We start from the raw sequence: 26337 nt of genomic DNA on the forward strand, positions 1-26337 counted from the left end.
CGCCTTCGGTGACATTGACGCGTCTTTCGTCTTCGCTTCAGGGAGCCGTCCTGGTGGGTGATTTCGTCTTTTTCGCCTTGGTGGGATTCGTCGCGCAGCTCGCCGACGGCGCGCTCGGCATGGGCTTCGGGATCATCAGCGCCTCGATCCTGTTCGGAAGCGGCGTCGCCCCGCCGCTCGTCTCGGCAACGGTGAACGCTGCCAAGATCCCGACCGGAACAATCGCCGCGCTCTCGCATTGGCGTTTCGGCAATATCGACACCGCGCTGCTGCGCCCACTGGCGATTGGCGGCGTTCTGGGTGGGCTGGCCGGCGCCCTCACGCTCAGCCACCTGAAGGGCAACCTGCTGACGGTGCTGATCTCCGGCTACCTCCTGCTGATCGGAGTGACCGTGATCCTGCGCGGGCTGCGCAACCGCCCCCCGCGCCCGGTCAGGAGCGGCAACGCCTCGCTGATCGGTGCGGCAGGCGGGCTTGTCGAGGGAATCGGTGGCAGTTGGGGGCCCATCGTCACCCCGGCGCTCACGGGCGCGGGCCACCCGCCGAACCGCGCCATCGGCAGCGGTGCCGCGGCCGAGCTCTGCGTCTCCATCGCGGTTTTCGTGACCCTCGCGCTCACCTATTTCGCCGGCAGCTGGGCCCCCCAGCCCGGCCGCGGGCTGCTCATTCCCACCGCCGGACTGTTGGCCGGCGGCATCCCGGCCGCCGTTTTCGGTGGCTGGCTCGCCGCCCGCGCACCGCGCAGGGCGCTGACCATCGCCGTGGGCCTGCTCACGCTCAGCATCGGAACCTACCGCCTGCTGGACCTGTTCCTTCATTAGCAGCCCTGTCGCGCCCGGCAGGACCGTGCCCAAATATCAGGCAGCTGCAATTCTTCTGGGCAATTTGCAGCGGCATCTCCTTGCATTGCCAAACCGATTTGTCTTTGCTGGTCCGAGCAACAGGGCCGCGCACCTTCTACGCCGCATCGAAGGCGCGCCGGGAAAGCAATTCAGGTACCGCGGCGGGCGACCCGTATGAAGATCACTTTTCGTCTCAACGGAAAGACCGAGACCGTGCAGGCTGCGCCGACGCGGAGCCTTCTGGACTGGCTGCGCGAGGAGCGCGGGCTGACCGGCACCAAGGAGGGCTGCAACGAAGGCGATTGCGGCGCCTGCACCGTCATGGTGAGCGATGCCGAAGGCCGCGCGCAGGCGCTTAACGCCTGCATCCTCTTCCTGCCGCAGCTTGAGGGCAAATCGGTGCGCACGGTCGAAGGGCTGGCCGGGCCGGATGGCGCGCTCCACCCGGTGCAACAGGCGCTGATCGACAGCCACGGCAGCCAATGCGGCTTCTGCACGCCCGGTTTCGCCATGTCCATGGCCACCGCCCACCTGAACGGACAGACCGATTTCAACGACCGGCTTGCCGGCAATCTCTGCCGCTGCACCGGCTATGCCCCCATCGTGAAAGCCGCCGAGAGCGCGGCCAGCGCCCCCGTCCCCGACTGGCTGCGGGAGGGCCCCGTCCCGCGCCCGGAGGGGCACAGCCCCGACGCGGGCGCGGAGGCGGAGGTGGTCCTGCCCACCTCCTCCGACGCGCTCGCCACCTGGTACGCGGCCCATCCCGATGCGACCCTCATCGCCGGGGCGACCGATGTCGGCCTCTGGGTGACAAAGGGCCTGCGGGAGCTTCCCGAGATGGCCTTTCTTACAGGTTGCACCGATCTGGCGCAGATCACGGAGACCGACACGGAAATCCGCATCGGCGCCATGGTCACGATGTCGGACCTGCGCCCCCTCATGGCGCGCCATCACCCGAGCTTCGCCGAACTGCTCCGCCGCTTCGCCTCCGCGCAGGTGCGCGCCGCGGCCACCATCGGCGGCAATATCGCCAACGGCTCGCCCATCGGCGACAGCCCCCCCGCCCTGATCGCGCTCGGCGCGACAGTACATCTGCGCCACGGCGATAGCCGCCGGACGATCCCGCTGGAGGACTTCTTCATCGCCTATGGCAAGCAGGACCGCGCGCCGGGCGAATTCGTCGAAGCGGTCAGCATTCCCCGCCAGCCGGACAATCTGCACTGCTACAAGCTCTCCAAACGCTTCGACCAGGATATTTCCGCCCTCTGCGGCTGTTTCAATATCACCCTCGAAGCCGGGCGCGTCCGCAACGCCCGGATCGCCTTCGGCGGCATGGCCGCCACGCCCAAACGCGCGCGCCATGTCGAGGCGGCCCTTCTCGGGCAGGAATGGACCCCGCAAACGGTCGACCGCGCCGCCCATGCCTTCACGCATGATTACGCCCCCATCAGCGACATGCGCGCCTCGGCAGACTACCGACTGGAGACCGCCGCCAACATGCTCCGCCGCTGCCTTGCCGAAACCCAAGGGCAGGCAACGAACGTGCTGGAGGTCCGCCCATGAGCGTCTCCCGCCCCCTGCCGCACGACGCCGCCCGCCTGCATGTGACGGGAGCCGCCCGCTACGTGGATGACATCCCCGTGCCGGCCGATTGCCTGCAGGCCGCCTTCGGGCTGTCGGAAATCGCCGCTGGCACCATCACCGAAATGGATCTCGACGCGGTGCGCGCCGCGCCGGGCGTTGTCGCCGTGCTGACCGCCGCCGATCTGCCCGGCCATAACGACGTCTCCCCCGCCCCCGGTTTCGTCGAGGAGATGCTCTCCTCCGGCGAGGTCTTTTATCTCGGACAGCCGATCTTCCTCGTTCTCGCCGAGAGCCACCTTCAGGCGCGCAAGGCCGCGCGGCTGGGAGTGATCCGCTACGAGGAACGCAAGCCGATCTTCACCATCGAGGACGCGCTGGCCGCCAATTGGCGTTTCGAGGACAGTCCGCGCGTCTACGAGAGCGGCGATCCGGAGGACGCGATTGCCACGGCGCCCCGGCAGATCGACGGCTCGATCGAGATGGGCGGGCAGGAGCATTTCTATCTCGAAAGCCAGGCCGCGCTGGTGCTGCCGCAGGAAAATGGCGACGTGGTCGTGCATTGCTCCTCCCAGCATCCAACCGAAATCCAGCACAAGGTTGCCGAGGCGCTGGACGCCCCGATGCACGCGGTGCGCGTTGAAGTCCGGCGCATGGGCGGCGGTTTCGGCGGCAAGGAGAGCCAGGGCAACGCGCTGGCCTGCGCCTGCGCCGTCGCCGCGCGCCTGACGGGCCGCCCCTGCAAGATGCGCTATGACCGCGATGACGACATGGTCATCACCGGCAAGCGGCACGACTTCCGCATCGATTACCGGGTCGGCGTGAGCGACGAGGGAAAGATCCTCGGCATCACCTTCGCGCAGTATTGCCGCTGCGGCTGGGCCCAGGACTTGTCGCTGCCGGTCGCGGACCGGGCGATGCTGCATGCCGACAACGCCTATTTCCTGCCAAATGTGCGCATCACCTCGCACCGGCTGCGCACCAACACGCAATCTGCCACCGCCTTCCGCGGCTTTGGCGGCCCGCAGGGGATGCTGGGCATCGAGCGGGTTCTCGATCACATCGCCCATGAACTGGGCCACGACCCGTTGCAGGTGCGGCAGTTGAATTACTACGCGGAGGCGCCCCTTGGCGAGGCGGGGGGGCCGTCTGCCCCCCCGAGCCCCCCCGAGGATATTTCAGAACAGATGATTGGGAGATCGCGCACCCCATATCACATGGAGGTGGAGGATTTTTGCCTCGGTACAATTACCGAACGGTTGGCCGAAGGCTCGGAATACGCGACTCGCAAGGCGGCGGTCGCCGAATGGAACGCAACCAATCCGATCCTGAAGAAGGGCATCGCGCTCACGCCGGTCAAGTTCGGCATCTCCTTCACGCTGACGCATCTCAACCAGGCGGGCGCGCTGGTCCATGTCTATTCCGACGGCTCGATCCAGCTCAACCATGGCGGCACGGAGATGGGACAGGGCCTGTTCCAGAAGGTGGCGCAGGTGGCCGCGCAGGCTTTCGGCGTCGGCATGGAGCATGTCCGGATCACCGCCACCGATACCGGCAAGGTGCCCAACACCTCGGCCACGGCGGCGTCTTCCGGGACGGATCTGAACGGGATGGCGGTGAAGCTGGCCTGCGACGAGATCCGGGAGCGGATCGCCGCGGTTATTGCCGAACGTTACCAGGCCGCGCCCTCCGATGTGCGCTTTGCCGATGGCATGGTCCATGTGGGCGGCGAGGCGCTGTCTTTCGCGCAAGCGGCGCAGGCAGCCTACCAGGCGCGGGTCAGCCTGAGCGCGACGGGGTTCTATCGCACGCCCGACATCTCCTGGGACAGGATCGCGGGGCGTGGCCGACCGTTTTTCTATTTCGCTTACGGTGCAGCGGTGACCGAGGTCGTCCTCGACACGCTGACCGGCGAGAACCGCATCCTGCGCACGGATATCCTGCATGATGCCGGGGCGTCGCTGAACCCGGCCATCGATATCGGCCAGATCGAGGGCGGTTACGTGCAGGGCGCGGGCTGGCTGACCACGGAAGAGCTGGTCTGGGATGCGAAGGGGCGGCTGACGACGCATGCGCCTTCCACCTACAAGATCCCGGCCTGTTCGGACCGACCGGAGATCTTCAACACCGAACTCTGGGAGGCGCCGAACCCGGCCAAGACGATCTATCGCTCCAAGGCGGTGGGCGAGCCGCCCTTCATGCTCGGCATCTCGGCCTTCCTTGCCCTGAGCGATGCAGTTGCCGCCTGCGGGCCGGGCTATCCGTCGCTCGACGCCCCGGCGACACCGGAGCGGATATTGAAAGCAATCGCGAAGGCGCGCCAATGAGCTTCGCGCTTCACACCGTCGCCGACGCGATCAAGCGGCATGGGGCCGTGGCGCGTGTCGTCGTGGCGGCAATCGCCGGCTCCGCCCCCCGCGAGGCCGGTGCCTCCATGCTGGTCTGGCAGGACGGCCAGAGCGGCACGATTGGCGGCGGCCAGCTGGAGCTGGAGGCGACCCTTGCCGCGCGAGAGTCCCTGCGTTCCGGCAAAGCCACCCTGCGGCGGGTGCCGCTTGGCCCCGCGCTTGGGCAATGCTGCGGCGGGGCGGTGACCTTGGCGACCGAGGTCTTTGACGCCAAGAGCCTCCCCCGGCTCGCGGACGCCGAGAAAGCGGGCTGTCTTGTGCGCCCGATCCAAGGCCCGCCAGACGCCCTTCCCCTCGCGGTCGAAAGGCTGCTCGGGCAGATCCGAAACGGCTCGAGCGCGCCGAAAACCACCCTTCTCGGCAACTGGCTGATCGAACCCGTGCAACGTGCTTCCTACGCGCTCTGGATCTATGGTGCGGGCCATGTCGGGCGCGCAATCGTCGACATGATGGCGCCAATGCCGGAATGGGCGGTGACATGGGTCGATACCGACGCCGCGCGTTTCCCAGAACGGATCGCGCAAAACGTCAGCCGCCTCATTGCCGCCGAGCCGCAACGTGTCGTGGCCCATGCGCCCGCCGATGCGCATCACCTCGTGCTCACCTATTCCCACGCGCTCGACCTGGAATTGTGCCACGCCCTGCTGGAACGCGGTTTTTCCAGCGCCGGCCTGATCGGCTCGGCGACAAAATGGGCGCGCTTTCGCGACAGGTTACGCAAGCTTGGCCATTCGGATGCCTCAATTTTACGCATTGCCTGCCCAATAGGCGACCCAAGCCTTGGCAAGGCACCACAAGCCATTGCGGTCGGCGTCACAGCCTTGTTACTTAGGGCCACAATTGCGAGTCCCGAAGCTGCCATGGACCGTCCCGCGTGACCGATCTTCTCTCCGTTCAGGGGCTCACCAAGGCCTATCCCGGGGTCGTCGCCAATGACGATGTCTCCTTTTCCATCGCCCCCGGCGAAATCCACGCCCTTCTTGGCGAAAACGGCGCCGGGAAATCGACGCTGGTCAAGATGATCTACGGGCTGGTGAAGCCCGATTCCGGCAAGATGGAGCTCTTTGGCAAGCCCTTTGCCCCACCGGAACCACGCTCGGCGCGTGCGGCCGGCGTGGCGATGGTGTTCCAGCATTTCTCGCTCTTCGAAGCGCTCACCGTGGCCGAGAATGTCGGCCTCGGCATGGAAAACCCACCGCCGCTCGGCCAGCTCAGCCGCGAGATCCGCGAGGTCAGCCACGCCTATGGCCTGCCGCTGGACCCGCGCCGCCTTGTGGGCGAACTGTCCGCAGGCGAACGGCAGCGGGTGGAGATCGTCCGCTGCCTGCTGCAGGACCCAAAACTGCTGATCATGGACGAGCCGACCTCGGTGCTCACCCCGCAGGAGGTGGAAATCCTCTTTGCCACGCTGAACACGCTGAAGGCCGAGGGCACCTCGATCCTCTATATCTCGCACAAGCTGGAGGAGATCCGCGCGCTCTGCGACGGGGCGACGATCCTGCGGCGGGGCAAGGTGGTGGCGAGCTGCGACCCGCGAGAGAATTCGGCCGCCGAATTGGCCGAACTGATGGTGGGCGAGGCGCTTCAGGTGCCAGACCGCGCGCCCGGCGAGACCGGCAAGGTCGTGCTCGCGGTGGCCGGCCTGACCAGCGAGCATGTCGATACTTTCGGCACCAAACTGCAGAATATCGGCTTCGAAGTGCGCGCGGGCGAGGTTCTGGGCATCGGCGGCGTGGCCGGCAACGGGCAGGACGAGCTTCTGAGCGCCCTGTCTGGCGAGACGATCGGATCGCCTGAAACCGTTCGCTTCCGGGGCAAGCCTGTCGGGCACCTGCCGCCGAATGCGCGGCGGCGCCTTGGCATGCTGTCCGCGCCCGAGGAACGGCTGGGCCATGCCGCCGCCCCCGACATGAGCCTTGTCGAGAACGCCATCCTGTCGGGCTGGCAGCGGAAAAAGCTGACCCAGGGCGGCGGTTTCCTGCGTTGGGGCGCGGCAAGGAGCTTTGCCGAGGAGATCATCGCCGCCTTCGACGTCCGCACGCCGGGCCCGCATGTCGCCGCCCGCGCGCTGTCGGGCGGCAACCTGCAGAAATTCGTCATCGGCCGCGAGATGCTCCAGCGCCCGGACCTTCTGATCGTCAACCAGCCGACATGGGGCGTCGATGCCTCTGCCGCCGCCGCCATCCGGCAGGCGCTGCTGGATCTGGCCAGCGCCGGGGCTGCCGTCGTCGTCATCAGTCAGGATCTCGACGAGCTGATGGAAGTGTCCGACCGTTTCGCCGCGCTGAATGCCGGCCACCTTTCGGCGCCCAAGGCCGCGCGCGGGCTGAGCATGGAGCAGATCGGCCTGATGCTGGGCGGCGCGCATGACATGGACGTCGCCAACACGGACGAGGCCCATCACATCATCGAAACCTACGAGGAGGGCCACCCGTGATCCGGCTGGAGAAACGCCCCACGCCGTCGCGGGCCTGGACCTATGCGACACCCTTGCTGGCCGTGGCCCTGACGATGCTGGCCGGCGGCTTGATGTTCGCGGCCCTGGGCAAGAACCCGTTCCTCGCGATCAAGACGATCTTCTACGATCCGATCCTGGGCGAATTCGCCTTCTATTATCGCGGCCAGTTGCTGGTGAAGGCCGGGCCGCTGATCCTCATCGCGGTGGGTCTGGCCATGGGCTTCAAGGCCGGGATCTGGAATATCGGCGCCGAGGGCCAATACATCGTGGGTGCCATTTTCGGCGCGGCGGTGGGGCTGGCCTTCTACCCGGCCGAGCATTGGTACATCTTCCCGCTGATGGTGATCGCGGGCGCCATCGGCGGGCTGCTCTGGGCGATGATCCCGGCGCTCCTGAAGGTGAAGTTCAACACCAACGAAATCCTCGTTTCCCTGCTCCTGGTCTATGTCGCCGAACAGTTCCTGGCCGCGATGGCACTTGGCGCGCTGCGCAACCCGGACGCGACGGGCTTTCCCGGCTCGCGCAACCTCCAGCAATACGAAGCCGCCTCGAACCCCGAGATCTGGGCCGGCACCGGCATCCATATGGGCGTCGTCGCCGCGCTGATCGCGGTGATCTTCGCCTATATCCTGCTCTCGCGGCACCTGATGGGCTTCCATATCCAGCTCGCCGGGCAATCGCCGAAAGCCGCGCGCTTCGGCGGCGTGAACCCGACCGCGCTGGTGGTGTTCTGCATGGGGCTCTCCGGCGCGCTCGCGGGGCTTGCCGGCATGTTCGAAGTGACCGGCCCAGCCGGTCAGATCGCGATCAGCTTCAATTCGGGCTACGGCTTCACGGCGATCATCGTCGCCTTCCTCGGCCGGCTGCACCCGATAGGCATCCTCCTGGCTGGCTTGCTCATGGCATTGACCTATATCGGTGGCGAGGCCGCGCAGGCCACGCTCCAGATCCCGGCCGCCGCCATTCAGGCCTTCCAGGGGATGCTGCTTTTCTTCCTTCTCGGCGTGGACGTCCTGTCGAACTACCGCATCCGTCTGGTGCGGGAGGGCGTGGCATGATCCGGTTCAATCTGACGCCCCCCCTGGGCACGGAATCAAGGCGAAGCCGCCGTGCCAGCGCCGGCCCGTCCCGGCGGGCTGGCGCTATGGTGAAGCCAGCGCATCTCTCGAAGGACTTTCGGATCGTCACGACAAACAGCCCCACAGAAATGTCGGAGCGCCATCCCACGGCCCGGCGCTGGCACGGCTCCCGTTGCGCAATTTCCACCGCCGCGATTGGAGGCCGCCCATGAACCTCGACGCTATCAACTGGATCCTGCTGCTGGCCTCGCTGATGGTCGCCTCCACCCCGATCCTGCTCGCCGCCATCGGTGAGTTGGTCGTGGAACGCGCGGGCGTGCTCAATCTCGGCGTCGAGGGGATGATGATCACCGGCGCCATCTGCGGCTTCGCCATCTCGATCGAAACCCAATCGGCCGCGCTCGGCTTCATCGCCGCCGCCATTGCGGGCGCGGCGATCTCCATGCTGTTCGGCCTGCTCACGCAATACCTGCTGTCGAACCAGGTTGCGACCGGCCTCGCGCTCACGCTGTTCGGCCTCGGCCTCTCGGCCCTGCTCGGACAGGGCTATATCGGCATCAAGGGGGTGGAGGTCGCCCGGCTGCACGTCCCCCTGCTCTCGGACATCCCGGTGATCGGCCCGATCCTCTTCCGCCACGACCTCATGGTCTACATCTCCATCGCGATCATCGCCGGTGTCTGGGCGGTGCTGAAATTCACCCGCGCCGGCCTGATCCTGCGCGCGGTGGGCGAGAACCACGATGCCGCCCACGCGCTCGGCTACAAGGTCGTCCGCATCCGCCTGATGGCCATCGCCTTCGGCGGGGCCTGCGCCGGGCTCGGCGGCGCCTACCTGAGCCTCGTGCGCGTCCCGCAATGGACCGAAGGCATGACCGCCGGCGCCGGCTGGATCGCCCTTGCCCTCGTCGTCTTCGCCTCCTGGAAACCCTGGCGGGTGCTGATCGGCGCCTATCTCTTCGGTGGCCTGACCGTGCTGCAACTCAACCTGCAAGCCGCCGGCCTCAAGGTCCCGGTCGAATACCTCTCCATGCTGCCATACCTGATCACGATCCTCGTGCTCGTGATCATGTCCTCCGGCCGCGGTCGCGCGGCGCTCAATGCGCCCGCCGAACTCGGTCGTTCCTTCCACGCCTCGTCCTAGAGGCCGCTGCCCAATACCAACACGGGAGAACCACATGAAACTCACTACCCTGCTCGCCGGCACCGCGCTCGCGCTCGGCCTCGCCGGTGCGGCCCTCGCCCAAGACAAGACCAAGGCCGGCTTCATCTATGTCGGACCGATCGGTGACGGCGGCTGGAGCTACGAGCACAACGAGGCCCGCCTCGCCGTCGAAGAGCATTTCGGCGACAAGGTCGAAACCGTCTACCAGGAATCCGTCCCCGAAGGGGCCGACGCCGAACGCGCCATGACCCAGATGGCCCTCGGCGGCGCCGACATCATCTTCACCACCTCCTTCGGCTACATGGACCCGACCATCAACGTCGCCGCCAAGTTCCCGGATGTGAAATTCGAGCACGCCACCGGCTACAAGCGCTCCGACAACGTCTCCACCTACTCGGCCCGCTTCTACGAAGGCCGCGCCGTGCAGGGCCACATCGCCGGCAAGATGACCAAGACCAACAAGGTCGGCTATATCGGCTCCTTCCCGATCCCCGAGGTTATCCGCGGCATCAACTCCGCCTATATCCACGCCAAGAAGGTCAACCCCGACGTCGAATTCTCCGTCATCTGGGTCTACACCTGGTTCGACCCGGCCAAGGAAGCCGACGCCGCCAAGGCGCTGATCGAACAGGGCGCGGACGTCGTGCTCCAGCACACCGACTCCACCGCGCCGCAAGCCGCCGCACAGGAAGCCGGCAACGTGATCACCTTCGGTCAGGCCTCCGACATGGCCGAGTATGCGCCGATGCCGCGCGTCTCCTCGATCATCGACAACTGGGCCCCCTACTACATCCAGCAGGTAGGCAAGGTCATGGACGGCACGTGGGAGTCGGTCGACACCTGGGACGGCATCTCCACCGGCATGGTCAAGATCGGCGAGATCACCGACGCCGTGCCGGCAGACGTGAAGGAAGAAGCCCTGGCCATGGTCGAAGCGATTGGTGCGGGCGAATACCACCCCTTCACCGGCCCGCTCAACAAGCAGGACGGCTCGGCGTGGTTGGCCGAAGGCGAAGTGGCCGATGACGGCACGCTGGCCGGCATGAACTTCTACGTCGAAGGCATCACCGGCGAGATCCCGCAGTAAGCCTGCAATGCTCTGAACAAACCGGAAGGGCTCGCCATCGGCGGGCCCTTTTCCTTTCCGCAAACTTGCGCTCCCCGCCCCCGCACAACGCCAGCCGCGCCAGCGCCTGGCCGGGCCGGTACGAACCGGCACTGGCACGAGAGCCCCCTTGCAGAACTGGAAGCGAAATGCCCGGGCCATCAATCAACCAAAAACTTCACAAACGCTGCCGTATCTGGTTGTCTGATCCGATAAATCAACGAAGGTATAGGCTCATGAAGAGAAAACTGGTTGCAGCGGCACTGACCTCAGGCCTCATCCAGTTGCTGGTTACACCGGCAATGGCGAATGTCGGACAGGACGCTATCGATGGCTGCATCGACCAAATCCGGACCGTTGGGGGGCCTGACGGTCAGAGCGGAACGGTGCTCTCCTCCGAGTATTCCGAAGCCAACTCTCTCGTGATGTTCCGCGACAGCGGCAACACGGTCTGGCGATGCCTTGTTTCGAACGATGGCGTTGTTGCCGATCTCTCCGTTGCCGAAGCCGCTGACGATGGCAACGGGGCCATGGCCGGCGCTTCGGGCTCCTCCGGGTCGGGGACCGAGCGCGTAGCCTTTATGGCTGGAACCTCGGGCGCGGAACTGACGGGCTCGCTGCTTCCGCAAGAAAGCCGCCGCTACATTCTGGGAGCGAATGACGGCCAGTTCCTGTACGTGCGCGTCGCTGCCAACGGACCCGGCATGACCTACGTAATCTACAACCCGGATGGTTCGGTCTTGCTGGACGAGATGAGTGCATCGCAGGAGTACCGAGGGCAACTCTGGCAGTCGGGCGACCATGTGGTGGAGGTCTACAACACGGCGAACGGCGCCCAGTCCTACAACGTGATCTTCGGGATAGAATAATTTGATGGCCGGGAACGACGTGAAAGCTTTCCTGCTTTCGGCGTCGAACGAATTAGGAAAGGAAAACGTATGAAAACCTATATTGCCCTCGCGCTTGCGACGATCACCTTGGCTGGATGTGTCCAGGAGGAAGCCTACACAACAGAAGCAGATATTTCGGAAGCAAATCGCGCAACTGAATGCCCGGTTGACGTCACCGAGGCCGACCGTGCCAACTACCCTGCATGCAACTAACGCCCTTGGTGCGCAGAAAGGCTGCCCGCACTGCCGGCGGCCGGCAACAGTCCCGCCGCGACATGCTGCACGTACAATAATGCGGGCGCGTGATGTGTAAGTGGGTAACACGTGCCTTCGCGGCCCTATACCTTGTCGCGCTTGCCTTGCTCCTGATCGGAACTTTCGGGCTCTTCGGTCAGGAGCGCGATCCGCTGGCGGGTGTCTTCCTGATGCCGCTCGGATTGCCGTGGTCCCTTTGGTTGGAAGGGCTGCCTGAATCGGTTTTGCCTTTTGCAGCGGCGCTGGCTCCACTCGTCAATCTGACGATCCTGGGGTTCGTTTGCCGCCATCTTGCTGTCAGGCGACGCCGTCGCCCTTAACTTTGAGGACACACAATGACATTCGACTTGGCACACGCATTGGTATCGGGCGTTCTGATCTTTGCCGTGATCATCGGCATGCAGAAAGCTGGTCTTTACACCCCTCACAGGGACGGCGGTCCGCGTTGGAGCTGGCCGTTGTTCTTCGCCATCGTTGCGGCGATGTTTATCCTCAATCTACTTTGGCCATAGGGCAGCTCATGTTTGATCGGGCGACCAGCCCGACATGGCCGGATGCCCCAGGCCACTCTCCGTACACTCAAACGACCGAAACCACAGCCAAAACGACCGAAATTCCGGTCAAAACCGGGTTATCGCCCCCATTCCCCCTCTCCGATTGACCGAAACGGCCCCCAAATCAGTCGTTTCGGTCCGATTTTCGGTCGTTTCGACCGCCCTTTTGTGACGTTTCGACCGGTCCAATCTGCCCGTCCGGCCGCGTTTCCGGCTCAACGAGGCGCGATTTCCCTCTTCCCAAAAGCTTTCGTTTGATGTTTCATTCGAAAGAACTGACCGGGATAATTGTACGAAATGAAAACCGGACGAAACACCAAGGCGCGGCAGCAGGCGATCCTGCGGCATCTGCACCAGAACGGACGCGCCATGGTCGAGGACCTCGCGGCCTTCTTCGAGACCACGCCACAGACCATTCGCAAGGATCTCAACATCCTCGCGGAGGAAGGTCGGGTGATGCGCTTTCACGGCGGTGCCGCGCTGCTCGCGGGGAGCGAGTATACCGGCTACGAGGTGCGCCAGCAGATTGCGCGCGATCAGAAGGAGCGGATCGCGCGCGCCGCCGCGAAGCTCGTTCCGAACAATACCGCGATCATCATCAATACCGGCACCACCACGGCGGAGGTCGCACGCTGTCTCGGCCAGCATTCGGGGCTCAAGATCGTCGCGGATTCTGTGCTTGTCGCCAATGAAACAAGGCATTTCCCCGGTGTGGAAGTGATGGTTCCCGGCGGCGTCGTCCGCGGCTCGGACGGCGCGATCCTGGGCGAGAGCGCGGTGGAGTTCATCCGGCAGTTCCGGGCGGACCTCGCCATCGTCGGCTGTGCCGCCATCGCGTCGGACGGCGCCCTGCTCGATTACGACCTGCGCGAGGCCGCGGTCGCCCGCGCGATCCTCGGCTGTTCGCGCAATGTCATCCTGACGGCGGACTCGTCGAAATTCGAACGCATGGCGCCGGTCTGCATCGGGAACCTGCAACAGATGCGCACTTTGGTGACGGACAAGGCCTGCCCGGCGGAATTACGTAACCTTTGTCGCAGCTTGGGGGTCGGACTAGTCCTCGCGGAGTGAGCCCGGCTGTGCCACAAAGACCTTGCCGACCATTTCGACGGTTGACAGGTACATTCGTTTGGAACAGCATTCGATAAATTCGAAACATAAAACGCGCGCATCGAATCGCGCACCCGTTTCGGATTTCTAGGGAGGAGATAACTGGTGCTAGCACTGCTGCGTCCGGTTTGTTGGCTCAATACTAAGCTTTTGCGTGTTGGGCGCAGCATTGGCTGGGTTGCCCTGGCCATGATGGTGTTTGTCATCCTGCTGCAGGTGTTCTTTCGCTATGTTCTCAACAGCGCTCTCAACTGGCCCGACGAGGCCGCGCGCTTCCTGATGCTCTGGATGACCGGGCTCATGGCACCCTCGGCCTATCGCTGGGGCGGTTTCGTTGCCATCGACATGCTGCCGCAGGCGCTCCCCCGCGTCCCCGGCTTGCTGCTGTCGCTCGTCATCCTTGTGCTGTCGCTCTGCGTGCTCGTCATCGGCGTCCAGCATGGATACGAGCACACGTTCGGCTTCGGTGGAAAATTCAACTCCTCCAGCCTGCGCATCCCGCTCGAATGGTTCGGGATGGAGACGATAAAGGTCAAGCTGCGCTTCATGTACATGTCGCTCTTCATCTGCATGGTCCTGCTGATCGCGGTCAATGTGGAGTTGATCCTGCGCAACCTGATCCTGCTGGGTGACGCGGATGCGGATCTGCCCTCCAACGACGCCCCCGACATGCTGCAGAGTGCCGATTGATGCTTGCCCTGTTCCTCCCGCTTTTCCTGATCTTCCTGCTCATCGGCATGCCGGTCTTCTTTGCGTTGCTGGTCTCGCCCGGCGCGCTTCTGTGGCTGAACGGTCAGGAGCGTGACCTCGCGCTGCTCTATCGCAATCTTTACAATGGGATGGACAGCTTCCCGCTGATGGCCCTGCCCTTTTTCGTGCTCGCGGGCGAGTTGATGAACAAGGGCGGGATCACGACCCGCCTGGTCGAGTTCTCACAGGCGCTGATGGGGCACCTGCGCGGCGGGCTGGCGCATGTGAACATCCTGTCGTCCATCCTGTTCGCCGGCCTCTCAGGTTCGGCGGTGGCGGACACCTCCGCGCTCGGATCGACACTCATCCCGGCAATGGAAAAGAACGGCTACACCCGGACCTTCGCCGCTGCCGTCACCGCCGCCTCCTCGGTCATCGGGCCGATCATCCCGCCCTCGGGCATCATGATCATCTATGCCTATGTCATGGGCGAGAGCGTTGCGGCGCTGTTCCTGGCCGGGATCGTGCCGGGTATCATGGTTGGCGTGGGACTGATGCTCGTGGTCCGGCTGATGGCCGACAAATACGACCTGCCCAAGGCCGAGCGCATCGTCACCGCCGGGCAAGAGATCTCGCCGCTGGAGGACAAGGTTTCCTTCGTCCTGCTGCGGTTGAATTTCGCCGGCATCCTGATGGTGGGTTTCAACCTTGTCGCCTCGGTGCTGGAGGCCCTGACGGGCACCACGGTTTCGATCAATGGCTGGCTGATCTTCATCGTCTTCCTGCCGATTGCGCATCTCTTCCTGATGCGGATGCGCCGTACCACGTCGAGCGATTTCCGCATCATCTGCAAGAAGGCCGTGGCGCCGCTGCAAACGCCGATCATCATTCTCGGCGGTATCCTGATCGGCGTTTTCACCCCAACCGAAGCCTCGGCCATTGCTGTGGCCTATGCGCTGATCATCGCCTTTTTCGTGCTGCACTCGATGAAGCTCGGCGATTTGCCCGCGATCATCACCAAGGCCGCGCTCTCGGCCGCAACCGTGCTTCTGCTGGTTGGCGCCGCCGTTTCGTTCAAGACGGTCGTGTCGCTCAGCCACGCGCCCGAGCACATGGCCGTCTTTATCCTGGGGCTGTCCGAGAACCCGCTGATCCTGCTGTTCCTGATCAACATCCTGCTCTTCATCGTCGGGATGTTCCTCGATGCCGGCCCCGCCATCATCATTCTTGGTCCGATCCTCGGGCCCATCTTCGTCGATCTCGGCGTCCACCCGGTCCATTTCGCCATCATCATGTCGGTGAACCTGACGGTGGGGCTGGCGACGCCGCCCATGGGGTTGGTGCTGTTCGTGGCCTCGGCCGTGTCGGGAGAGAAGGTGGAAGCCATCTCGAAAGCCATCCTGCCATTCCTGGCCGTCGAAGTAGTGGTGATCTTCCTGATCACTTATTTCCCGGCCCTCTGCATGACGATCCCGCGCCTGACCGGGTTTGTGCAATAGTCATTACTGAATGCTCTCAAAGGGAGGAAAGAAAGCATGTTCGGAGCAACCATCAAGACCCTGACGGCAGCCGCCATTCTGGCGGGCTCGACCATCGTGGCAACGGCGGCGGATTACACGCTGCGCGCGACGGCGAACTCGAACGAGAATGACGAGGATTACGACGGTCTCGTCGTCTTCAAGAACTATGTCGAAAGCGCCTCCAACGGTGCGATCGAGGTCGAACTGTTCATCGGCACCCAGCTTTGCGGCAATGGCGCGGAATGCCTTCAGGGCGTGGCCGATGGTTCGGTGGATATCTACATCTCCACCTCGGGCGGCGCTTCCGGCATCTTCCCGTATGTCCAGGTGCTCGACCTGCCCTACCTGATGACATCCGACCGGATCGCCGAAGCCGTGCTTCAGGGCGATTTCACCCGCAAGATGCGGGACATGGCGCTTGAGGATTCCGGCGGCATGATCCGCCTGATGACCATCGGCAATACAGGTGGCTGGCGCAACTTCGCCAACACCAAGAAACGCATCCAGATGCCCGCCGACATGGAGGGGCTGAAGATCCGCACCGTCGTGGCCGACCTGCCGCAGGAGCTGGTGAAGGCGCTCGGCGCATCGCCCACCCCGATCCCGTGGCCGGAGCTGTTCACGTCCTTCCAGACCGGTGTGGTCGAAGGTTCCAAGAACGGCATCACCGACATCATGTCGATGAAATTCCCGGATGCAGGCCTGCAATACGTCACTCTGGACGGGCATGCCTACATGGGCGCGCTCTGGTGGATGAACAACGCCAAGTTCATGGAGATGCCCGACGAGCTGAAGATGGTGGTCAATGACGGCTTCTATGCGCTGCAACAAGCCACTTTCGCCTCGCCCAAGCGGAAATCGATTGCCGCCTACGAGGCCTTTGTCGAAGGTGGCGGCGACCTCTACGTGCCGACGCCGGAAGAAAAGGCAGCCTTCAAGGAGGCCGCCGCGCCCGTCTATGACTGGTTCAAGGCCAATATCGATGGTGGCGAGGCGATCTTTGCCGCGCTGACCGAGGCCGTGGCCGAGGTCGAGGCTGAGATCGCCGCGGCCAACGAAATGGATCTCAAGTAAATCCCTTGTCCGGGGCCTCTCGGGGCCCCGGACATCCCTGGACGTCTACCGAAACGGGTAGAGCCATTCACGATAGTCATCAATGAGCACGTGGGCATGGTCAATCTGTTCGCGCGACATCTTCTTTACGACTTCCTCTTGGGAAATCGCGGCGTCGGGATCCCCTCCGATGGCGGAGAGCGCGTACCACATATAGGCACGGACGAGATCCGGCGCGGGCATGCCGCGGCCGATCTCGTAGTACCAACCGATGCCCGATTGCGCCCCCGCATGTCCCTTGAGCGAGGCGCGCAGATACCATTCAAACGCCCGCACGTCGTCCTTCTCAACGCCCAGCCCGCTGGCATACATCACCCCGATCAGCTCTTCGGCCTCGGCATTGCCCGCCCGCGCCGCCGGCAGCAGCTCTTCCATCGCCTCCGGGTAGCGCTGCGCGTCCATCAGGTCTCGGGCGGTTTCGATCTCGGCCAGCGCCGGGCTGGAAAGGGACAGGGCAAGCGCAAGGCACAGGCGTTTCATGGGATCCTCCTCGGGCTGACACTGGCAGCCTTCGGCGCTCAGGCAAGCGATCTTCCGCGCCAATTGCAAGCCTCCGATTTCCCGGTCTTCCCCGATGCGCAGGTGAAACTCGGCCAATTGCTGTTTTTCGACCCAATCCTCTCCGGGAACCGGAATATCTCCTGCGCCACTTGCCATTCTCCCGAGCACGGCACGACGGATGGCCTGCCGCTCGGTATCGGCGAGGGGGGCCATGGCGTCGGCCCGAAGCGCAGCGCCGGCACCGGCGATGACAGGATCAAGAAACGCATCCCACGGAATGCCCCCGCGCTATGGAATCTTGGCGCAAAGGACATCCACACGATGTTCCATGACGGCCGCGTGCATGTCGCCGACATCTACGAGAACGGTTTCAACACACCCGCGCAGGAATGGCTGCCCGACGGGCTCGACTCCGTGCTGGCAGTGCAGGCGCTTTTTCCCATGACCTCCGAGTTCGAAATGGCCGGCAACCCCAAGGAAAATCAGGTCGCTGGCGCCGTCTATGACCGCATCGACAATGTCTGGCCGATCCTTGCCAAGCGGGTGCGTGTCATCCCCGAATACGCGCAGATGTTCGTGGCCGCCTATGACGACGTGGAAAGCCCGCTCGACATCAACATCGTCCATATCGGCAACGCGCTGGCCGCGTTTCAGGCGACGGAATTCCAGAGCTTCGACAGCCCCTTCGACGCCTATCTCGCCGGAGAGGGAAACGCGCTGAGTGCTGTGCAGAAAGCCGGGATGGACCTCTTCTACGGCAAGGCTGGCTGTTCCGCCTGCCATTCCGGCCCGCTCTTCACCGACCAGGAATTCCACGCGATCACGCTGCCGCATTTCGGCCCGGGCCGGACGCGGATGTGGGACCCGATCGTGCGTGACGTGGGCCATATGGGCGTCTCGGACCGGCTGGAGGACGCCTATCGCTTCCGCACGCCGAGCCTGCGCAATGTCGCGCTGACCGCGCCATATGGCCATAACGGCGCCTATGCGACGCTTGAAGGTATCGTCCGGCACCATTTGGATCCTGCCGCCGGTTTCGCCGCCTGGACACCGGAAAAAGTAACGCTGCCCGAGGTCCCGTGGCTGGCCAGCGTGGATTTCGTGACCCTGCAGGACAAGCAGGAGCGTGCCCGGCAGGCTGCGGCAGGCGATCTGGAACCGGTCGGCCTGAACGACGAGGAGGTCGCGCAGATCGTCGCTTTCCTCCAGGCGTTGACAGGCACGGACTCGATCAAGGGCCGGCTCGGCCGCCCTCATGGCGTTCCCAGCGGATTGGAGGTGGATTGATGGCCCGGATCCTCGTGCTCGGCATGGCAGCGGTGGATTTCGTCCTGTCGATGGACGTCTTCCCGTCCGAGCCCACCAAGTACCGCGCCAAGGCGGCCGATATCGTTGGCGGTGGCCCCGCCGCAAATGCCGCCGTCGCCATCGCGCGGCTCGGCGGAAGCCCCAGCTTCATCGGGCGGCTGGGGAGCGATCCATTGGCCGATCTCGTTCTGAACGATCTCGAAGCCGCCGGTGTCGGCACGGCGCACGTGCACCGCGCCGAAGGCGGCCGCTCCTCCTTTTCCTCCGTCTATGTGGACGCGCGGGGAGAGCGGCAGATCGTGAATTTCCGTGGCGAGGGCCTGACCGAAGAGGTGGACTGGATCGCCCGCCTGCCCGCCCCCGACGCCGTGCTGGTCGATACCCGCTGGCCGAACGGCGCCGCCGCGGCGCTGGATATGGCGCGGGAATGGAACGTCCCCGGCGTCGTCGATGGCGAAGCGCCCATAGACCCGCGCCTGCTGGAGAAAGCCACCCATGTCGCGCTCTCGGCGCAGGGGCTGGCGTCGCTGGAGCCAGGGGACGACCTCGCCGCAGCCCTCGAACGGCTCACCGCGCGCATTCCCGGCTGGGCCTGCGTGACCGATGGCGCGAACGGCGTCTGGTACACGGGCGCGCGCGGCATCGACCATATCCCCGCCTTCGCCGTCGACGTTGTCGACACGCTGGCCGCTGGCGATGTCTGGCACGGCGCCTTTGCGCTCTCACTGGCCGAGGGGCAGGCGGAGGCGGACGCGATCCGCTTCGCCAATGCCACCGCCGCCTTGAAATGCACAACATTTGGTGGCCGCTCGGGAACGCCCGACCGTGCCGCCGTCCTGACCTTCCTCAAGGAGTACGAATGATGGAACTCACGCCCGGCAAGCTTTGGGGCCTGCGTCGAATGGCCGATGAGAACGGCATTTTCAAGATGACGGCAACCGACCAGCGGCCGCCTATCAAGAACCCGATCAAGGGGCATCTTGGCGTGGACGAAGCCCCCTGGGAGGAGGTGGCGCGGTTCAAGGGCCTGCTGATCGAGACGCTGCAAGCGCAATCCACCGCGCTGCTGGTCGATCCGCATTACGCCATTCCCTACGGCATCGACACGCTCAACCCGCAAAAGGGGCTGATCGTGACACTGGAGGACTCGGTTTTTGCCGAAACACCGGGCGGGCGGCTCAGCTCGGATATCGACGACTGGTCCGTGGCCAAGATCAAGCGAATGGGCGGTGACGCGGTGAAGGTGCTGGCCTGGTATCGCCCCGATGCGGACGGCGACGTGGTGCAGGCCCAGAGCGATTACGTGCAGCGGATTGGCGAGGAATGTGTCCGCTACGACATCCCCTTCCTGCTGGAAATGCTGGTCTATCCGCTCGCCAAGGATGCGCATCAGACCAAGGAATACGTGGAGATGAAGGGCAAGAAATCCGACGACGTGCTGGCCACGGTCGAGGAGTTCGCCAAGCCCGATTACGGCGTCGATGTCTTCAAGCTGGAAAGCCCGGTGAATGCCGAGGATGCGGACGGCTCCGCCGAGATTCAGGCGATCTTCGACGAGATGGGCCGGCTGGCGGGCCGCCCATGGGTGATGCTCTCGGCAGGCGCCGGAAAGCCGGAATTCCGCAAGGTGCTCGAACATGCCTTTGCCGCCGGCGCGTCGGGTTTCCTCGCCGGTCGCGCGATCTGGCTGGATGCTTTCCAATCCTATCCCGACTGGGCCGCGATCGAGACCGGGCTGCGCGGCGATGCCTGCGATTACATGGCCGATATCTCGGTACTGGCGGATGCGAGGGCGACCAACTGGGCGCAGCACGCATGCTATGGCGAAGGCGGCGCGCGGTTCAAACCCGCCGATGCCAGCTTCCGCCACGGCTACGACGCGTTCTGAGGTCGGGCCAATGAAAATAGGGATCCTTCCCCTCGGGCGGCCCACTTTCGACGTGCCTTTCGCCGAGGAAAAACTCGCCGCGATGCTGGCCGCACTTGATGCGACGGAGCACGAAATCGTCGGACCGCGCAGGTTGCTCTTTGACGAAGAGGCAACCCGCGCGGCTATGGCGGAGCTGCAAACCGCAAGTATCGACCAGCTATTGCTGTTGCAGGTCACCTTCACCGATGCCTCCATGGCCGTGGCCGCCGGAGACGGGTTCGACCAACCGCTGTCTATCTGGGCCGTGCCAGAACCGCGCCTTGGCGGGCGGCTGCGTCTCAATGCCTTTTGCGGGCTCAACCTCGCCTCCCACGCGCTCGGCCTTACGGGGCGGGCATTTTCCTGGCTCTATGCGGACCCGGACGGGGAGGTCGGCGATGATCTCGCCGCGCTTGCGTCCGGTCTGAGGAGAGCCGGGCGGCTGGACGCTCAACCGGTGACCGAACGCTCAGCGGAAGGTGCGCGGGTGGCCCAGGCGCTCAAGGGTCAAAAGATAGGGCGGATCGGCGAGCATCCGGTCGGCTTCGACACCTGCGCCTATTCGGCGACGGCGCTCGAAGCGCTGACCGGGGTGGGCGTTGATGCGCTGGCGCTGGACGACCTTTTCGACGCCGCTAAAGCCGTGCCGGAAACTGTCGCGGCCAAGGTTCGCGCCGCCGCCGAAGGCGACGTAACCGGGCTGGCAGATGTCGATCAGACCGAACTGGACCGCTCGCTACGGCTGAAGGCGGGGCTGGACAGCATTCGGGCGAAGGGCGGCTACAACGCCTTCGCCATCCGCTGCTGGCCAGAGACCTTCACCCAATATGGCGGCGCGGTCTGCGGCCCGGCGGCGATGCTGGGCGAGGGCAAGGTACCCTGCGCCTGCGAGGCCGATGTTTACGGTGCACTGACCCAACTCGTTCTGCTGGAAGCCGCACAGGCGCCGGTGTTCCTGACGGACCTCGTGGACATGGATGCAGCAGACAACACAGGGGTCGTCTGGCATTGCGGTCAGGCGCCGATCTCGATGCGCGACGATCAGGCTGAGGCGACGGCCACGATCCACACCAATCGCAAGCAACCGCTGCTCTACCAGTTCCCGCTAAAGCCCGGGCCGGTCACCTTCGTCCGGATCAGCCAGGCCTTCGGTGAGACGAAGATGGTGCTGGGTTTTGGCGAAATGTTGCGCCGGCCGATGGCCTTTACCGGCACGTCTGGCGTGGTCCGTTTCGAACGCAACGCGCGGGACGTGCTGGACGACATCATCGCCAGCGGGCTCGAACATCACATGGCGCTGGCCTATGGCGACCACCGCGCGACGCTCCGCGCCGTGTCCGCCGAGCTTGGCTTGCCCCTTCTGGAGATCTGAGGAATGACACTACGATACGGGCTTATCGGGTCGGGCATGATGGGCCAGGAGCATATTCGCAACATCCACCTGCTGGGAGGTTGCGAGGTGACGGGCATCGCCGATCCGGATGACGGCATGCGCCAGCTTTCGGTCGAGACCGCGGGCGGCACGGCACGCGGCTTCACCAATCACAAGGATCTGCTCTCGGCCGATATCTGCGATGTCTACATGGTGATCTCGCCCAATGACACGCATTACCAGATCATGCTGGACATCATGGATAGCGGCAAACCGATCCTGTGCGAGAAGCCGCTCTGCACCACCTCGGACCATTGCCGCGACCTCGTGACCCGTGCCGAGGGGCGCGCAGCACCGATCTGGGTGGCGATGGAGTATCGCTACATGCCCCCCATGCAGCGCCTGCTCGACGAGATGGCGCATGGGCGGATTGGCACGCCGCGGATGATGTCCATCCGCGAGCACCGTTTTCCGTTTCTGCCCAAAGTTGGGGACTGGAACCGATTCAATGAGCGGACGGGCGGTACGCTCACAGAAAAATGCTGCCATTTCTGGGACTTGATGCGATTCACCCTTCAGAGCGACCCGGTGCGGGTCTATGCCTCGGGCGCGATGGACGTGAACCATGTGGACGAGGAATATGGTGGGCGGAAGCCGGACATTATCGACAATGCCTATGTCACCATCGACTTCGCCAACGGCACGCGCGGCATGCTCGATCTGTGCATGTTCTCCGAGGGTGCCTGGTGGCAGGAGAAGATCTGCGTGACCGGGGATACCGCCCGTATCGAGGCCAAGGTGCCCGGGCCCTCGCGTTTCTCGCCCGATGGCAAGGAGCGCGATGCGCAAGTGGTGATGTCGGTGCGCGAGACCAAGCAGACCCATGTCGAGGTGGTCCATGTCCCCAACGAGGTGCTGGAGGCCGGCGACCATCACGGCTCGACCTATTTCCAGCACCAGAAATTCCGCGACCTTGTGCTTTCGGGCAGGGGAGAGCCGGAAGTGTCGTTGAAGGACGGGCTCTGGTCCGTCATCGTCGGCGAAGCGGCCGAAACGTCGGCCCGCACGGGTCAGGCCATCGAGGTATCGTTATGACTGTTGAAACATTCGGCCAGATGCCGAACGGAACGCCGGTTGGGCGTTACACCATCTCGGGCGGCGGACTGACCGCGCGGTTCCTGACCTTCGGCGCAGCGCTGCAGGATCTTCGGCTGGAAGGACATGCCGCGCCGCTGGTGCTGGGCTTCGAGGAGTTCCCAGCCTACCTGGAGCATTCCAAGAGCTTCGGCATCACCGCCGGCCGCTATGCCAACCGGATCCGGGATGGACATGTTGAGATCGACGGCGAAACCTATCAGCTCGACACCAATTTCCTTGGCAAGCACCTGCTGCATGGCGGCGCCGCGGGAACCGGCAAGCGCATCTGGGAGGTGGATCATCACGGCGCGGACAGCCTCGCCCTGTCGATCCGCCTGCTCGATGGCGAAATGGGGTTTCCCGGCAACATGGTGATCCACCAGACATTCACCCTTCTGGAAGGCGGCGTGCTGGATATCCTGCTGGAGGCGGAAACGGATGCGCCGACGCTCTGCAACCTCGCCCATCATAGCTATTTCAACCTCGGCGGCGAGAACGTGGCCGATCACCTGCTGCAGATCGACGCCGAGACCTACCTGCCCGTCGATGAAGAGTTGATTCCGACCGGCGAGCGGGCGCCAGTGGAGGGCACGCGGTTCGACTTCCGACATCCCGCCAAGATCGGCCCGCGCAGCGCGCAAGGCCTGATCGACCACAATTTCTGCCTCTCGCAGGAGCGGACCACATTGCGCAAGGTCGCCTCGCTTGCCTGCCCGGCTTCCGGCGTCAGCATGGAGTTGCGCACCACCGAACCCGGGCTGCAGATCTTCGACGGCTCCCCGCTCAACGTGCCCGTGCCAGGGCTCGACGGGCGGCGAATGGGGCCCGGAGCGGGTATTGCAATGGAGCCGCAGATATGGCCCGACTCGCCGCATAACCCGGATTTCGCCCAAGCCATCCTGCGCCCCGGCGAGACCTATGAACAGCACACGCAATACGCATTCAAAAAGGACGCCCGATGACCGATTTCACCACTTACATGTGCCAGGCCAACCTCATCGGCGGGGCCTGGACCGGCGCCGACAGCGGCAAGACCATCGACGTGACCAACCCGGCCACCGGCGAAGTGATCGGCACCGTGCCGAATTGCGGCGCAGACGAAACGAACCGCGCCATCGCCGCCGCCGCCAAGGCCTTCAAGAGCTTCTCCAAGACCGACCTGCTTTATCGCGTGAAGCTGCTGCAAGACCTGCATGACGCGTTGATGGACAACCAGAAATCGCTGGCGCTGCTGCTGACCACCGAACAGGGCAAGCCGCTCTTCGAGGCCATGGGCGAGGTCGCCATTTCGGCCGCGTATGTGCGCTGGTATGCCGAGGAGATCCGTCGCGCCAAGGGCGAGATCGTGCCCGCGCCGAGCGCCGGGCGGCAACTGCTCGTCACCCGCCACCCCGTCGGCGTGGTCGCGGCGATCACGCCGTGGAACTTCCCCTCCTCCATGCTTGCCCGCAAGCTCGGCCCGGCGCTCGCCGCCGGTTGCAGCGTGGTTGCCAAGCCCGCGACGGCAACGCCGTATTCGGGCCTTGCCTGGGGCAAGCTCTGCGAGGAGGTCGGCTATCCGACCGGCGTAGTGAACATCCTGACCGGTTCCGCCCGCGCCATCGGCGGCGCGATCATGGAGAGCCCGGATGTGCGCAAGGTGACCTTCACCGGCTCCACCGAGATCGGCAAGCAACTCATCCGCCAGAGCGCGGACACGGTGAAGAAGGTCTCGATGGAGCTCGGCGGCAACGCGCCCTTCATCGTCTTTGACGACGCGGATCTGGATGCGGCCATCGAAGGCGCGATGATCGCCAAGTTCCGCAACATGGGCCAGACCTGCGTCTGCACCAACCGTTTCTATGTGCAGGCCGGCATCCATGATGCGTTCGTTACAAAACTCAAGGAAGCCGTGGCCGCGCTCAAGGTCGGAAATGGCGCCGAGGACGGCGTGCAGCAGGGCCCGATGATCGACATGGGCGCGGTGGAGAAGGTCGAGGAATTCATCGCCGACGCCACCAAGAAGGGCGCGTCGATCGTGGAAGGCGGCAAGCGCCACGGCAATGGCGGCACCTATTTCGAGCCGACCGTGGTGACCGGCGCCACCGCCGACATGCAATTCGCCACCGAGGAGATCTTCGGCCCGCTCGCCGCCGTCTTCAAGTTCGACGAGGAAGCGGAAGCCATCGAAGCTGCCAACGCCACCGATTTCGGCCTCGCCGCCTATGCCTACACCCGCGATGTGGGTCGGGTGTTCCGGCTCAACGACGCGCTGGAATACGGCCTGATCGGCATCAATGCCGGGCTTATCACCACTGTCGAAGCGCCCTTTGGCGGGCTCAAGGAGAGCGGCATGGGCAAGGAGGGCGGCAGCCAGGGTCTCGATGACTATCTCGAAACCAAGTATGTCTGCGTCGCGGGGCTGGGGTCATGACCGTCCTGATCACCGAATTCATGGATGAGGGCGCCGTCGCGGCGCTCAAATCGAGTGTTGAAACGCAATACCTGCCGGATCTCGCGGACCGGCAGGGCGATATCCCGGCGATGATGGCGGGGATCAAGGCGCTGATCGTGCGCAACCGAACCCAGGTGACGCCGGAACTGCTGGCCGCTTCGTCCGATCTAAAAACCGTGGGCCGGCTCGGCGTGGGGCTCGACAATATCAACCTGCCCGCTTGCTCGGAGAAGGGTGTGGAGGTGATCCCGGCCACGGGCGCCAACACGATCTCGGTCGCCGAATATGTGGTCACGAACGCACTGATACTGATGCGCGACGCCTATCAGGCCAAGCTTTCCATGCTGAAAGGCGGCTGGCCGCGCATGGCCTGTTCGGGGCGCGAGGTGGGCGGCAAGACGCTCGGCTTGATCGGCTTCGGCGGCATCGCGCGGGAGACCGCGCGGCTGGCGCGGGGGCTGGGCATGGATGTCTGCGCGACGGACCCGCTTCTGCCCGCCGACGACCCCGCCTGGGAAGGCGTGGAATGTCTGGACCTGGAGAAGGTTCTGGCGAAGGCGGATATTGTCAGCCTGCACGTGCCGCTGCTCGACACGACGCGACACATGATCAACGCCACGTCGCTTGGCCAGATGAAGCAAGGCTCGGTGCTGATCAACGCGGCACGGGGCGGCGTGGTGGACGAGGCGGCGCTGGTCGAGGCGATCAAGGCGGGCCGGTTGGCTGGTGCCGCGCTCGATTGCTTCGAGACCGAACCTCTGACCGAGGAAGCGGCCGAGAAGTTTCGCGGCTGCGAGAACCTGATCCTGACGCCGCATATCGCCGGCGTTACGGAAGAATCGAATGTCCGTGTGAGCACGATGATCGCCGATCTGGTGCTGGACAGGCTGGACAAGTCCTGAGGAGGAG

General features: G+C 64.5%; 25 protein-coding genes. 24 read left to right on the forward strand and 1 reads right to left on the reverse strand.

The features are described from left to right. Positions 1 to 53 precede the first annotated feature (53 nt). The 16 genes from AX756_RS10995 to AX756_RS11060 all read left to right on the forward strand — a co-directional run bounded on the left by AX756_RS10995 (position 54) and on the right by AX756_RS11060 (position 16728). Complete coding sequence (locus AX756_RS10995) at positions 54 to 821, forward strand: sulfite exporter TauE/SafE family protein (protein ID WP_068311070.1); 768 nt, start codon at positions 54 to 56, stop codon at positions 819 to 821. Positions 822 to 1016: 195 nt separating this feature from the next. Next, a complete protein-coding gene (gene xdhA / locus AX756_RS11000) occupies positions 1017 to 2405 on the forward strand; it encodes a xanthine dehydrogenase small subunit (protein WP_068311072.1) in 1389 nt (462 codons plus the stop codon). Beyond that, on the forward strand, positions 2402 to 4750 hold the full coding sequence (gene xdhB / locus AX756_RS11005) for a xanthine dehydrogenase molybdopterin binding subunit (protein ID WP_068311074.1): 2349 nt from the start codon (positions 2402 to 2404) through the stop codon (positions 4748 to 4750). The genes xdhA and xdhB overlap by 4 nt, the downstream gene beginning before the upstream one ends. Continuing rightward, positions 4747 to 5709, forward strand: coding sequence for a xanthine dehydrogenase accessory protein XdhC (gene xdhC / locus AX756_RS11010; RefSeq protein WP_068311076.1), 963 nt, complete (start codon positions 4747 to 4749; stop codon positions 5707 to 5709). The genes xdhB and xdhC overlap by 4 nt, the downstream gene beginning before the upstream one ends. Beyond that, positions 5706 to 7268 carry an ABC transporter ATP-binding protein gene (locus AX756_RS11015; RefSeq protein WP_068311077.1) on the forward strand — a complete coding sequence of 521 codons (1563 nt, stop codon included), beginning with the start codon at positions 5706 to 5708 and terminating at the stop codon, positions 7266 to 7268. The genes xdhC and AX756_RS11015 overlap by 4 nt, the downstream gene beginning before the upstream one ends. Next, positions 7265 to 8347: an ABC transporter permease gene (locus AX756_RS11020; protein WP_068311078.1), complete on the forward strand. Its 1083-nt coding sequence runs from the start codon at positions 7265 to 7267 to the stop codon at positions 8345 to 8347. The genes AX756_RS11015 and AX756_RS11020 overlap by 4 nt, the downstream gene beginning before the upstream one ends. A gap of 229 nt (positions 8348 to 8576) precedes the next feature. After that, positions 8577 to 9509: an ABC transporter permease gene (locus tag AX756_RS11025; RefSeq protein ID WP_068311079.1), complete on the forward strand. Its 933-nt coding sequence runs from the start codon at positions 8577 to 8579 to the stop codon at positions 9507 to 9509. Positions 9510 to 9543: 34 nt separating this feature from the next. Beyond that, complete coding sequence (locus AX756_RS11030) at positions 9544 to 10617, forward strand: BMP family ABC transporter substrate-binding protein (protein WP_068311080.1); 1074 nt, start codon at positions 9544 to 9546, stop codon at positions 10615 to 10617. A gap of 254 nt (positions 10618 to 10871) precedes the next feature. Continuing rightward, positions 10872 to 11504, forward strand: a complete 633-nt coding sequence (locus AX756_RS11035; RefSeq protein ID WP_068311081.1) for a hypothetical protein — start codon at positions 10872 to 10874, stop codon at positions 11502 to 11504. A gap of 69 nt (positions 11505 to 11573) precedes the next feature. Beyond that, positions 11574 to 11738, forward strand: coding sequence for a hypothetical protein (locus AX756_RS25615; protein ID WP_156461459.1), 165 nt, complete (start codon positions 11574 to 11576; stop codon positions 11736 to 11738). Positions 11739 to 11830: 92 nt separating this feature from the next. Next, the gene (locus AX756_RS26930) at positions 11831 to 12100 is read left to right on the forward strand and encodes an SCO4225 family membrane protein (RefSeq protein WP_082739048.1); all 270 of its coding nucleotides are present in this window, start codon (positions 11831 to 11833) and stop codon (positions 12098 to 12100) included. Between the two features lie 15 nt (positions 12101 to 12115). Beyond that, positions 12116 to 12292, forward strand: a complete 177-nt coding sequence (locus tag AX756_RS25620; RefSeq protein ID WP_156461460.1) for a hypothetical protein — start codon at positions 12116 to 12118, stop codon at positions 12290 to 12292. 339 nt (positions 12293 to 12631) lie between these two features. Next, entirely contained in the window at positions 12632 to 13405 is a 774-nt protein-coding gene (locus AX756_RS11045; protein WP_068311085.1) for a DeoR/GlpR family DNA-binding transcription regulator, read from the forward strand. A 144-nt stretch (positions 13406 to 13549) separates the two neighbouring features. Further along, the gene (locus tag AX756_RS11050; protein ID WP_068311087.1) at positions 13550 to 14134 is read left to right on the forward strand and encodes a TRAP transporter small permease; all 585 of its coding nucleotides are present in this window, start codon (positions 13550 to 13552) and stop codon (positions 14132 to 14134) included. Further along, entirely contained in the window at positions 14134 to 15633 is a 1500-nt protein-coding gene (locus AX756_RS11055; protein WP_068311089.1) for a TRAP transporter large permease, read from the forward strand. Before AX756_RS11050 ends, AX756_RS11055 begins: the two co-directional genes overlap by 1 nt. Positions 15634 to 15669: 36 nt before the next feature. Next, complete coding sequence (locus tag AX756_RS11060; protein ID WP_068311090.1) at positions 15670 to 16728, forward strand: TRAP transporter substrate-binding protein; 1059 nt, start codon at positions 15670 to 15672, stop codon at positions 16726 to 16728. A gap of 45 nt (positions 16729 to 16773) precedes the next feature. On the opposite strand, the gene AX756_RS11065 is transcribed toward AX756_RS11060, so the two are convergent. Continuing rightward, a complete protein-coding gene (locus AX756_RS11065) occupies positions 16774 to 17247 on the reverse strand; it encodes a tetratricopeptide repeat protein (protein WP_068311197.1) in 474 nt (157 codons plus the stop codon). A 102-nt stretch (positions 17248 to 17349) separates the two neighbouring features. Here AX756_RS11065 and AX756_RS11070 point away from each other — a divergent pair, with 102 nt between their 5' ends. From AX756_RS11070 to AX756_RS11105, 8 genes are read left to right on the forward strand one after another with little or no spacing between them, the layout of a single operon-like run. After that, positions 17350 to 18555 carry a cytochrome-c peroxidase gene (locus tag AX756_RS11070; protein ID WP_321186407.1) on the forward strand — a complete coding sequence of 402 codons (1206 nt, stop codon included), beginning with the start codon at positions 17350 to 17352 and terminating at the stop codon, positions 18553 to 18555. Next, positions 18555 to 19439 (forward strand): PfkB family carbohydrate kinase, encoded by an 885-nt coding sequence (locus AX756_RS11075; protein WP_068311091.1) that lies wholly within the window; start codon positions 18555 to 18557, stop codon positions 19437 to 19439. Before AX756_RS11070 ends, AX756_RS11075 begins: the two co-directional genes overlap by 1 nt. Further along, a complete protein-coding gene (locus tag AX756_RS11080) occupies positions 19436 to 20464 on the forward strand; it encodes a tagatose 1,6-diphosphate aldolase (RefSeq protein WP_197431072.1) in 1029 nt (342 codons plus the stop codon). Before AX756_RS11075 ends, AX756_RS11080 begins: the two co-directional genes overlap by 4 nt. Positions 20465 to 20474: 10 nt before the next feature. Continuing rightward, the gene (locus tag AX756_RS11085) at positions 20475 to 21857 is read left to right on the forward strand and encodes a hypothetical protein (protein WP_068311096.1); all 1383 of its coding nucleotides are present in this window, start codon (positions 20475 to 20477) and stop codon (positions 21855 to 21857) included. Positions 21858 to 21860: 3 nt separating this feature from the next. Beyond that, positions 21861 to 22952, forward strand: coding sequence for a Gfo/Idh/MocA family protein (locus AX756_RS11090; protein ID WP_068311097.1), 1092 nt, complete (start codon positions 21861 to 21863; stop codon positions 22950 to 22952). Next, positions 22949 to 23956: an aldose epimerase family protein gene (locus tag AX756_RS11095; RefSeq protein ID WP_068311099.1), complete on the forward strand. Its 1008-nt coding sequence runs from the start codon at positions 22949 to 22951 to the stop codon at positions 23954 to 23956. Before AX756_RS11090 ends, AX756_RS11095 begins: the two co-directional genes overlap by 4 nt. Then, positions 23953 to 25407 carry an NAD-dependent succinate-semialdehyde dehydrogenase gene (locus AX756_RS11100; RefSeq protein WP_068311101.1) on the forward strand — a complete coding sequence of 485 codons (1455 nt, stop codon included), beginning with the start codon at positions 23953 to 23955 and terminating at the stop codon, positions 25405 to 25407. The genes AX756_RS11095 and AX756_RS11100 overlap by 4 nt, the downstream gene beginning before the upstream one ends. Next, on the forward strand, positions 25404 to 26330 hold the full coding sequence (locus tag AX756_RS11105) for a hydroxyacid dehydrogenase (RefSeq protein ID WP_068311103.1): 927 nt from the start codon (positions 25404 to 25406) through the stop codon (positions 26328 to 26330). The genes AX756_RS11100 and AX756_RS11105 overlap by 4 nt, the downstream gene beginning before the upstream one ends. Positions 26331 to 26337 lie beyond the last annotated feature (7 nt).

Origin of the sequence: Aliiruegeria sabulilitoris (genome assembly GCF_001558155.1) — a bacterium.
Classification (GTDB): domain Bacteria; phylum Pseudomonadota; class Alphaproteobacteria; order Rhodobacterales; family Rhodobacteraceae; genus Tropicimonas; species Tropicimonas sabulilitoris.

Coding starts and splice junctions, on each gene's coding strand:
- xdhA (WP_068311072.1), top strand. CDS start 1,017: ATGAAGATCACTTTTCGTCTCAACGGAAAGACCGAGACCGTGCAGGCT.
- xdhB (WP_068311074.1), top strand. CDS start 2,402: ATGAGCGTCTCCCGCCCCCTGCCGCACGACGCCGCCCGCCTGCATGTG.
- xdhC (WP_068311076.1), top strand. CDS start 4,747: ATGAGCTTCGCGCTTCACACCGTCGCCGACGCGATCAAGCGGCATGGG.
- AX756_RS11025 (WP_068311079.1), top strand. CDS start 8,577: ATGAACCTCGACGCTATCAACTGGATCCTGCTGCTGGCCTCGCTGATG.
- AX756_RS11030 (WP_068311080.1), top strand. CDS start 9,544: ATGAAACTCACTACCCTGCTCGCCGGCACCGCGCTCGCGCTCGGCCTC.
- AX756_RS11035 (WP_068311081.1), top strand. CDS start 10,872: ATGAAGAGAAAACTGGTTGCAGCGGCACTGACCTCAGGCCTCATCCAG.
- AX756_RS25615 (WP_156461459.1), top strand. CDS start 11,574: ATGAAAACCTATATTGCCCTCGCGCTTGCGACGATCACCTTGGCTGGA.
- AX756_RS26930 (WP_082739048.1), top strand. CDS start 11,831: ATGTGTAAGTGGGTAACACGTGCCTTCGCGGCCCTATACCTTGTCGCG.
- AX756_RS25620 (WP_156461460.1), top strand. CDS start 12,116: ATGACATTCGACTTGGCACACGCATTGGTATCGGGCGTTCTGATCTTT.
- AX756_RS11045 (WP_068311085.1), top strand. CDS start 12,632: ATGAAAACCGGACGAAACACCAAGGCGCGGCAGCAGGCGATCCTGCGG.
- AX756_RS11055 (WP_068311089.1), top strand. CDS start 14,134: ATGCTTGCCCTGTTCCTCCCGCTTTTCCTGATCTTCCTGCTCATCGGC.
- AX756_RS11060 (WP_068311090.1), top strand. CDS start 15,670: ATGTTCGGAGCAACCATCAAGACCCTGACGGCAGCCGCCATTCTGGCG.
- AX756_RS11065 (WP_068311197.1), bottom strand. CDS start 17,247: ATGAAACGCCTGTGCCTTGCGCTTGCCCTGTCCCTTTCCAGCCCGGCG.
- AX756_RS11075 (WP_068311091.1), top strand. CDS start 18,555: ATGGCCCGGATCCTCGTGCTCGGCATGGCAGCGGTGGATTTCGTCCTG.
- AX756_RS11080 (WP_197431072.1), top strand. CDS start 19,436: ATGATGGAACTCACGCCCGGCAAGCTTTGGGGCCTGCGTCGAATGGCC.
- AX756_RS11085 (WP_068311096.1), top strand. CDS start 20,475: ATGAAAATAGGGATCCTTCCCCTCGGGCGGCCCACTTTCGACGTGCCT.
- AX756_RS11090 (WP_068311097.1), top strand. CDS start 21,861: ATGACACTACGATACGGGCTTATCGGGTCGGGCATGATGGGCCAGGAG.
- AX756_RS11095 (WP_068311099.1), top strand. CDS start 22,949: ATGACTGTTGAAACATTCGGCCAGATGCCGAACGGAACGCCGGTTGGG.
- AX756_RS11100 (WP_068311101.1), top strand. CDS start 23,953: ATGACCGATTTCACCACTTACATGTGCCAGGCCAACCTCATCGGCGGG.
- AX756_RS11105 (WP_068311103.1), top strand. CDS start 25,404: ATGACCGTCCTGATCACCGAATTCATGGATGAGGGCGCCGTCGCGGCG.